Below are 6705 nucleotides of genomic sequence, written 5' to 3' on the forward strand. Positions count from 1 at the left end.
CTGGGAGAGCATCGTCTGCGTGTTCGTTGCCGCCGATGTACCTGTGGCCTGGGTAACCGCGGCGGCCTGACTGGCCGGGCCGCCTGGGTTGGTGGTGGGCGCCGGCGGCGCCCACTTCGTCACCTGCGACGCGACTGCCGAGGAGCCGGCGTAGCTGTACATGGCGGCGGCGTCCTGGGCCCACATCTCGGCGTAGTGCGCCTGGTTGGCCGCGATCGCCGGGGTGTTCTGCCCGAAGAGATTCGTGGTCACCAGCATCATCAGCTGAGCCCTGTTGGCCGCGATCACCGGCGGAGGTACCGTCGCCGCGAACGCGGTCTCATAGGCGGCCGCGGCCGCCTGGGCCTGGGTGGCGGTCTGGGCAGCTTGTGCGGCGGTGGTGCTCATCCAGGTCACATAGGGTGCGGCGGCGGCGGTCATCGCCGCCGATGACGGACCCACCCACGGCCCGCCGGTCAGCCCGGAGATCACCGATTGATATGAGTTGGCCGCCGATTCCAACTCGGCGGCCAACCCATTCCAGGCCGCTGCGGCGGCCAGCATCGGTCCCGATCCGGGGCCGGCGTACATCCTGGCCGAATTGATCTCCGGCGGTAACATCGCGAAATCCATTGCTGCACAACTTCCTAGCTGACTGCAAGCGCGTTGGCGGCTTTGGTGGCCGCACACGACCCCGCACTGGCGCCCAGGGTCGTGGCAAACATCTCGTGGATCGCCGCCGCGCTGACCGCCTGATGCATCCGGGCGCGCGCGGGGAACTGCGTCGCGGCGAGCGCCGACACCTCATCGGCGGCGCCGGGAATCACCCCGGTCGTGGGGGCCGTTGCGGCCGCATTCCCAGCGCTCACCGCGGAGCCAACGCCCCGCAAGTCGCCATCGCCGGCATCGCCGGCATCTCGGGCTCGGCATCAACGAACGACATGAGCTGCCTCCTTACTGTAAGTGATATTTCCGCTCGGAATGTGGACGTGGTCGATGACGCGTCCGTGGGACGCAAGCGCCCCGCGGACGGTGCATTTGTGGACAGGGGATCAGTGCGGTCGATTGTGGATCGGCAACAACTTGCCGACACGAGATCGCCACTTTGGGTGCTCTTTCTGCTCATTTGCTGAGGCGACGCTATAGGCAAAGCGTCAGACGGCTGACGAAAGTGTCAGTTTGCAGACATTGTTTATCCCATCGGGGTGCGCCTATGGAACCAGGGGTTGTCACTGCGGACAATGGATTGTGGTGCCCACTCGCCATCACATAATTGGTCGCGGAACCGCCTGCTCGATAACGGTTAGAGTCGATCCATATTTGGGTTTTGAGGTTCCAGAGTTCCGGCGATGATTTGTTGGCTGTGGTTGATCGCCTCGCCGCGTCGGCAGCCTTTCCGCACTATGTGTCAGTCTTCGAGCCGAGCGATGACGTGCTCGACGCGGATCCGGGGATTCGGGGATGCACCCGGTAGTGGTCGTCGCGGATGATCCGGCCAGTGGTGTCGCGACGTGGGCTGGTGATCGACGTGATGCCGCCACCAAGAACGTCGTGGCCCTCACGTAGGTGGGTGCGGGCGCGGCTGGCCACGATGACGTCGTTGCGGTGAACCGTCCCCCGGGTTTTCGTCTATGCCGGAAGACTGTCCGCCCCTGGGTACTTGATTTTGCTGTAGTTCCGAATCCCGTGGATAGGTCATTGGTAGTGGTCGTCAGGTGTTGGGCAGGCCGGAAATAATGCGAAGGGCAATCGAATCACCCGCTGTTAGTGGACAATCCGGGTGCGGCGGGGATGTCGAGCTCGGTCTGCGCGTAGTGGTTGAAGTAGTTGGTGAACAGATTCGCCAGCACGTGTGCGAAGAGTTCGGACAGCTCCTCGACGGTCCACCCAGCGGCCAGCGCGTCCTGCCAGGTGTGGTCGTCAACGTCGCCCCGTGCGCCGGCGATCTGGCGCGCCACCGCCAGAAGTGCGTGCAGTTTCGTTTCTTCCGCGATCGGGGTGCCGTTGCGCAACGCGACGGTCTGGTCCAGGGACCACCCCGCCCCCTGAGCGGCGATGGTGTGCGCGGACTGGCAGTACGTGCAATCGTCGACCGCTCCGACCGTGAGGGCGATCGCTTCCTGGGTGCGCGCGTCGAAGCGGCCGTGGGCAGCGATGGCCGCTTGCATCGCCGTGTAGGTGCCCAGGACCACCGGGGCATGTGCCATTTCACCGTGGATGTTGAGCACCGTGCCGAACCGCTTCTGCAATTTCCGCAGGATCTCGCCCGCTCCCTCGGGCGCATCGTCGACGTGGTGTACGGGTATACGGGGCATGGTGGACGCCTCCTGATCTGCGGACGGTTACCGGTTCACCGTCGGGCAACGGGTCGCGAGCTCCGCGCAAAGTGTCACTATGCCGACACAATTCATGTGCTCGGTGAGCAAAACTGTCAGCTCGACGACAGAGCGCCCGCGGGGTTACCTATTCCGTGCTGGACTGCCGACAACCGAAACCGACAGCTACCAGAGTCGGTTGAGCCGAGAGCGGCACGATGAACGTGCAAACCCGATCGGTTCGATTGCCGTTGATCGTGATCGTCGGAAAGGAAAGGGGGTGGACCGTGAGTCAGGCCAGCGGTTCGAGTGCGTTCGGCTACAACTACGACCATTTCGGGCTTCAGCACCGAACCATGGACCAGCTGGGTGGAGTGCAGGTCGGCGAACCCGCACCGGACTTCATCGCGACCCGCCTCGATGGCACGACGGTCAAGCTGTCCGATTTCCGCGGCAAGCCAGTGGTTTTGGAGACTGGCAGCGTGACCTGCCCGATGTACGTAGGACACATCGAGCCGATGAATGCGCTCGCCTCCCGCTTCCCGGACGTGGTGTTCCTGGTCTTGTATGTTCGGGAAGCGCACCCCGGCCAGCGCATCGGCGCGCACCGCGACACGACGCAGAAGTCCGCTGCCGCGCGCGCGCTCGTCGACGAGGAGCCCGAAGGCCGCACAGTGCTGATCGACGACCTGCAAGGCACCGCGCATCGCACCCTCGGTGCCATGCCCAATACCGTGCACGTGATCGCCCCCGACGGGAAGGTCGTGTTGCGCGGGATGTGGAACGACCCGTCGGCCGTCGAGGCCGCGCTACGCGCGGTGCTCGTCGGTCAGGATCCTGTGGCGATACAGACCCGCTTCCGCCCCAGTGGTGCGCCGACGCTGCTGCGAGTGTTGCGCAGGGCGGGCTGGCGAGCGGTCTGGGATTTCATCGTCGCCTTCCCCACGATGGCCTCGGCTCGTCGACGCGGACATCGAGCGGGGGCACCGGTCGACCCGTCATGACGTCCAACAACTCGCCGAGTCCCGCTTCCGGCGGATGAACGGCGTGGGCGAACCCGCTCCAGACTTCACCCTGCGCACGGTCGATGGCGGCACGCTGCGCCTGTCGGACCTACGCGGGCGGATCGCGGTATTCATGTTCGCCGCGATGACCTGCCCGCCGGCGCGGGCGCAACTGGCGCTGGCTGCATGCCGAATACGCTGATCGCGGCGTGACGGTCTTCGTCATCTGCTCGCGCGAGCGGCACCCAGGCGAATCGGGCTACCCCGAATTTCGGCACACGCGCACCGACGCCGACAAAACGGCCAACGCGCGCCTGCTGGCGCAGCTGGCGGAGATGCCTGTGGCGGTGGACGGCGTCGACGAGGCGGTGCTCGCGCAATACGGGCGGTGATCGATCGCCTGGGATGAGACGGGTCGCGAACAGCACCCAACCAGGATCGCCGCGTTGGTGCGTAGCTGATGCGGCACCGCGCGATAATGCGTTCGTCCTGATGATTGGCGCTGGACCGACGGCAGAGCAATTTCAACAGCCAATTTGTACCTTTCGGTCAGATTCAGTGGTGAGGCAAGGTATAGACTTTCCGCTATGGCATATATGCTGGCCACGTCTTTTAGTCTATTGCTGGCGGTACTGGTAAATTCCTGCAGTGTCTACATGCAAAGGCGGCGCGGCGTCTACGACAAGTTTCGACATGGGCAGCTGGTTCACGCAGTCATTATTCTGCCGTTCTGGCTGCTTTTTGGATTCCTTGCCAGTACCCTGAACATGCACTATAAACTTCCGGGCGTTTCGCTGCCAGGCTTAGGCTACGTCTTGGCCGTTTCAGCTGCAGTAATATTCATTGCCGCCGTTTATATTCTTGGCCCGGGGTCGCTCATAAACAGTAATTTCTTCAGGCCGGGAGCGGCTGCTTCGAGAGGGATCTATAGGTACTTCAAAAATCCCATTTATGACAGTTACTGGGTATTTTTTCTGGCACTGGGTTTCGTGACTTCCAACTCGGCATTTTTCATTATCGCAGGACTCAGCTTTATTGGTCTGAATGTTATCGAAAGTCGCATCGAGCGGATTTAAGCGAGCCTGTGTGGTATCGAGGCGGCCTGCGCGGGGATCGACGTTTCGCGACGTATGGTCGGCACTCAGGCGAACCTCTCCAACCAGGTCGTCACCGCGTATAACGAGGCGTAGGTGCCGACCGCGATGGCCAGCATCGCTGCCAGTCGCCATCGCAGGTGTCGGATTGCATCGATGCTGCACTGATTCCGTCGTCGCAAGGCGATCCACACCAGCATCGCAAGAACGGCGAGGCCGCCGAGGCGAAACCACCACGCGTAGTTGCCGTAGAGATCGTTTGCCCATGCCAATGCCGTTGTGGCGCTGATGACTCCGAAGAGCACAAGGACGGTGGGGCCGGCACAGCACAGGATGCCGACCATGCCGCTGGTGATGCCGATACGCCACATCGGTACGTGCCCGCCAGCCCGCGAGCGGCGCTTTGTGGCGATGTCGGTCGCGGTCGGCTTCATGGTCGCTCGGCGTTCCGGGTCGACGTCCCGCCAAACCAGGACGCCAGGCGGTGCACGGCTCCCCGGCTGCCGCCTTCGGGTTCGCCTTCAACGGTCACACCATTGACGAACGCGACATGGTTCTTGATCCGCCGCGCCAACGGACTTGGGCGCGGGTAGTACCAGGCGGCATCGGGGTTGATGTCGTCGTCGACTGTCACGGTGTAGTAGTGGGCCAGGCCCTTCCACGGACAGATCGACTTGGTCTTGCTGTCGATCAGGTGCTCACGGCGCACCGACTCGGGCGGAAAGTAATGATTGCCCTCGATACGCACAGTTCGCGGCGTCTCCGCGAGCAGGGTCCCGTTCCAGCTGGCACGAATCATGCTGCCCTCACCTCCTGCGATGTTCTTGTCCCCAATAGCACGCTGCCGCGGTGCGGCGCGCAACCGAACTGTCGTCCCGGTGACACAACCGGTGCACGGTCCAGGGGTTGGCAAGTCGGGAATCCTCCCACCTCGACAGACGCCGACCTTACAAGTAGTTTTAATGTTGTGGAAACCGTCACTTTCTCGGACCTGCAACTGCGCGGCAAGACCACTATCGAAGGTTGGTTGCGGCGCTCCCAGAGCCGGGTTCTGCGGGTCCAGCGCCGCGACGCCGAAGACCTGGTGTTGACGACAGTCACGCGCGCCGCTCAAGCACAGGAAGCGTCCTCGGTGACCGCACGACTCTTCGTCGCGTTAATACAGCGCGATCCGCATGTGCGCGAACTGGTCGCAGAGATCGTGCCCGACGTATTTCCGTGGGTGGCGTTTCTATCCCGCGATGAGGTGCGGGAGTTCGTGGTAGAGCTGGTGTCGACGATGCGAGCGGCTGACGCGATCGATAATCCGGCGCCGGTGGTGCAGGTGATTGATAGCTGGCGACATACCGCGGAGGTGCTGGCTGATCCCGAGCTGGCCGCGGCACTGATCGAGCCCAGCGACGGCGACTTCGGACCAGTTCCCGAGCCCGGCCGCAGGTAAAGGATTGGCGCCCAAACGTGGTGATCAACCCCCAATACCGACGCCGCACCGACAACAACCGAGGCACGCCCACTAACTACGAAGTGTTGCAATCACCCCTTGAACCCGAGCCGAGGAATTCCGCCCTGTGCGCACACCGAAATCCCTGAGCGCACACTCGATGCCGGAGGCGCATGATCGACGGCGGCGGACCGTCTGGGCCCCGTCCGCGGCAGCGGGGCGGAGCCGCCACCCCGAAACCTCTGCCGCACACACTGAATCACCGATAGCCGTGCGACCACCTGCAAAGGCGTCTGAGCTTGGTGACAAGTCGGGAATTACCTCCCTGGGAGTCCGCCAACCCCGCCACCGAGCCGAGAGAGCACTGTGAGAGGAAGGAAGCCCTTCCCTAGTCGACGGCTCCTCGTGGCGCCACCCATTCCGTGGGCTGACCGGTGATCGTCGCTATCCGATCGAAGTCATGGTCGTAGTGCAGCACCACCAGCCGCGCACGTTCGGCGGCGGCGGCGATGAGCAGATCCCCGAGCTTCACCGTGCGGTGTAGACCTGCCACGGCGAGCGCCCCTTGCACCTCCAACGCACGGTCCATGACGTCCTGATCAATCGTCGCCTGGGGCCAGGGTGACCGGGCGTGCCGGGTGCGTTTCCAATCCCGCCCGTTGCGCGCGCTGACCCCGGCTTCGAGGTCGGTGATGGTGCAACGGGCCACCAGCCCGGCCTCGATCAGCGGGATGAGCCGCTTCGCTACGGCCGGCTTGGTCACCCGAGCGACGGCGGAGGTGTCGCCGAGAAAATAGGCTTTTAAGCCCACGCGGACCTGCGCTGCTCGTCGGCGGCGAGCTCGGCACTGCCGGATATCACCTCAGGGTGCA

General features: G+C 63.7%; 11 protein-coding genes and 1 pseudogene. 5 read left to right on the forward strand and 7 right to left on the reverse strand.

Annotated features, from left to right (window positions below; genetic code table 11):
* The 4 genes and pseudogenes from ABDV69_RS18365 to ABDV69_RS18380 form a co-directional block, all read right to left on the reverse strand.
* The coding region (locus tag ABDV69_RS18365) for a PPE family protein (RefSeq protein WP_343576948.1) at positions 1-612 on the reverse strand (612 nt) is incomplete at its 3' end.
* Between the two features lie 14 nt (positions 613-626).
* Positions 627-922 (reverse strand): annotated as a pseudogene (locus ABDV69_RS18370) (PE family protein).
* 458 nt (positions 923-1380) lie between these two features.
* Positions 1381-1569 (reverse strand): hypothetical protein, encoded by a 189-nt coding sequence (locus ABDV69_RS18375; protein WP_343576950.1) that lies wholly within the window; start codon positions 1567-1569, stop codon positions 1381-1383.
* 164 nt (positions 1570-1733) lie between these two features.
* On the reverse strand, positions 1734-2294 hold the full coding sequence (locus ABDV69_RS18380; protein ID WP_343576952.1) for a carboxymuconolactone decarboxylase family protein: 561 nt from the start codon (positions 2292-2294) through the stop codon (positions 1734-1736).
* 287 nt (positions 2295-2581) lie between these two features.
* On the opposite strand from ABDV69_RS18380, the gene ABDV69_RS18385 reads away from it, so the two are divergent.
* The 4 genes from ABDV69_RS18385 (at position 2582) to ABDV69_RS18400 (ending at position 4374) form a co-directional block, all read left to right on the forward strand.
* Positions 2582-3298 carry a deiodinase-like protein gene (locus ABDV69_RS18385; RefSeq protein WP_343576953.1) on the forward strand — a complete coding sequence of 239 codons (717 nt, stop codon included), beginning with the start codon at positions 2582-2584 and terminating at the stop codon, positions 3296-3298.
* A 43-nt stretch (positions 3299-3341) separates the two neighbouring features.
* Entirely contained in the window at positions 3342-3500 is a 159-nt protein-coding gene (locus ABDV69_RS18390) for a redoxin domain-containing protein (RefSeq protein ID WP_343576954.1), read from the forward strand.
* Positions 3501-3507: 7 nt separating this feature from the next.
* A complete protein-coding gene (locus tag ABDV69_RS18395) occupies positions 3508-3690 on the forward strand; it encodes a hypothetical protein (protein ID WP_343576957.1) in 183 nt (60 codons plus the stop codon).
* Between the two features lie 195 nt (positions 3691-3885).
* Positions 3886-4374, forward strand: a complete 489-nt coding sequence (locus tag ABDV69_RS18400) for a methyltransferase (RefSeq protein WP_343576959.1) — start codon at positions 3886-3888, stop codon at positions 4372-4374.
* A 65-nt stretch (positions 4375-4439) separates the two neighbouring features.
* On the opposite strand, the gene ABDV69_RS18405 is transcribed toward ABDV69_RS18400, so the two are convergent.
* Positions 4440-4826 carry a hypothetical protein gene (locus tag ABDV69_RS18405; protein WP_343576962.1) on the reverse strand — a complete coding sequence of 129 codons (387 nt, stop codon included), beginning with the start codon at positions 4824-4826 and terminating at the stop codon, positions 4440-4442.
* Positions 4823-5191, reverse strand: coding sequence for a DUF427 domain-containing protein (locus tag ABDV69_RS18410; protein ID WP_343576964.1), 369 nt, complete (start codon positions 5189-5191; stop codon positions 4823-4825). The genes ABDV69_RS18405 and ABDV69_RS18410 overlap by 4 nt, the downstream gene beginning before the upstream one ends.
* Before the next feature lie 168 nt (positions 5192-5359).
* Here ABDV69_RS18410 and ABDV69_RS18415 point away from each other — a divergent pair, with 168 nt between their 5' ends.
* Positions 5360-5833 (forward strand): hypothetical protein, encoded by a 474-nt coding sequence (locus ABDV69_RS18415; RefSeq protein ID WP_343576967.1) that lies wholly within the window; start codon positions 5360-5362, stop codon positions 5831-5833.
* A 388-nt stretch (positions 5834-6221) separates the two neighbouring features.
* Here the strand turns inward: ABDV69_RS18415 and ABDV69_RS18420 are convergent, their stop codons facing one another.
* The gene (locus ABDV69_RS18420) at positions 6222-6644 is read right to left on the reverse strand and encodes a PIN domain nuclease (RefSeq protein WP_343576969.1); all 423 of its coding nucleotides are present in this window, start codon (positions 6642-6644) and stop codon (positions 6222-6224) included.
* Between the last annotated feature and the right edge of the window lie 61 nt (positions 6645-6705).

Source organism: Mycobacterium sp. (assembly GCF_039583785.1).
Lineage (GTDB): Bacteria > Actinomycetota > Actinomycetes > Mycobacteriales > Mycobacteriaceae > Mycobacterium.

What these genes read in the sequence shown, in the direction of transcription:
- ABDV69_RS18380 (WP_343576952.1), bottom strand. Translation starts at nt 2,294, where the DNA reads ATGCCCCGTATACCCGTACACCACGTCGACGATGCGCCCGAGGGAGCG.
- ABDV69_RS18400 (WP_343576959.1), top strand. Translation starts at nt 3,886, where the DNA reads ATGGCATATATGCTGGCCACGTCTTTTAGTCTATTGCTGGCGGTACTG.
- ABDV69_RS18405 (WP_343576962.1), bottom strand. Translation starts at nt 4,826, where the DNA reads ATGAAGCCGACCGCGACCGACATCGCCACAAAGCGCCGCTCGCGGGCT.
- ABDV69_RS18410 (WP_343576964.1), bottom strand. Translation starts at nt 5,191, where the DNA reads ATGATTCGTGCCAGCTGGAACGGGACCCTGCTCGCGGAGACGCCGCGA.